This is a genomic window from Mesorhizobium sp. M1E.F.Ca.ET.041.01.1.1 (assembly GCF_003997355.1).
Taxonomy (GTDB): domain Bacteria; phylum Pseudomonadota; class Alphaproteobacteria; order Rhizobiales; family Rhizobiaceae; genus Mesorhizobium.
In genome coordinates, this window is sequence record NZ_RZSL01001038.1 from 1 (window position 1) to 1,253 (window position 1,253).

General features: G+C 62.8%; 1 protein-coding gene. It reads left to right on the plus strand.

All coding sequences use genetic code 11. The features are described from left to right. The first annotated feature begins 3 nt into the window (after positions 1-3). Positions 4-1,020: a hypothetical protein gene (locus EOA38_RS37125; protein WP_348627558.1), complete on the plus strand. Its 1,017-nt coding sequence runs from the start codon at positions 4-6 to the stop codon at positions 1,018-1,020. Positions 1,021-1,253: the final 233 nt, after the last annotated feature.

Consider the following 1,253-nt stretch of genomic DNA (forward strand, 5'->3'; position numbering starts at 1 on the left):
ATCATGGCGGTCGCGCGGGCGGTGCTCGAGGAGCGCGCGCCCGGGCACAAATTCGTGCTCGCACATCATGCCGAGACGAAGCACGTCCATATCCACGCCATGGTGCAGGCGCGGTCGGCCGACGGCGAGCGGCTGACGTTCTACAAGGCGGATCTCCACGCCTGGCGGGAAGCGTACGCTGAGAAGGCGCGCGAACACGGCATAGCGATGGTCGCAACGCGCCGGTACGATCATGCAATGAGCCGACCCTATACGAAAGAACATGCGGGCGCCTACAAACGCGCGCAGCACGATGCGCGCTATCAGGTCAGTGACAAGACCGTCGCGCGCGTGGAGGACAAGCAGCGGAGTCGTATGGATAGCAGATTGCTCGTCGCCAATGGCGGAGCGATCGCCGGCGTGTGGCAGCGGACGGCCGCCGTGATGCGGGCGGCTGGCGTCACCGGCCAGGCCCTGACCGCGGCCGAGGCGATCGGCAAGAATGTCCTCCAGATTCATGCGCACAGGGCAGGCGAGAAGCCGGCCGCTGGCGTCTTCAAAGATGGCGGGGGACCGGCGCCGACCTCGTCCTTCTTGTCCCATCCCGGCATGAAAGAATTGACCAGGCTGATAGGAGCTACCGAAATGGCGCAGACACCTTTGGAAATGCGGCAGAAGATGGCGCGTGTGAATCAAGCGTTGGATCAGATGCGGGACACGCTCCCCAACGCCGAGCAAACGCGTTTCGAGCAATACCGTGAGGGCGTGAACGACAAGATGCACGATCGTCTCGCTCGGCTCCAGTTCGAGCAGCAAAAGGGTGCAGGGGGCGCCGGCGAGGCCGCGCCTGAAAGAGATGCGCGCGGCCGCGATTTGCCGAGCCGAGACGATACGCGTCAGCCCGAGACCTCGGCGCGACATGCCGAAAAGGCGCGGCAACGCGTTCAGCAGCAGAAAGACTTAGCTAAGCAAAAGGGCCGGCAGGCCGACGATCAGGACCGCAAGACACAGCGCAGCCAGGACAACGAATACGAGCGCTAAGCACTTATCTTTCGAAGGTGGGCCCGGTTTCGGGAGAAGACATGCTTAATTCAAGCCCTTAGACAAGGTGCCCGAGTCCTTTTCAGGTGCCCTGTTTTATGTGCGGCCACCGCGCGCCGCCAAACCCAATGGCCGGCTTTGCCGCCTAAAGTCAACTCTTCTCAGCGGAAACGGAGCTTGTTGGACCCCACCAACAATGACCGCCGACGCGCGGTTGTAGGACGGGATCACTC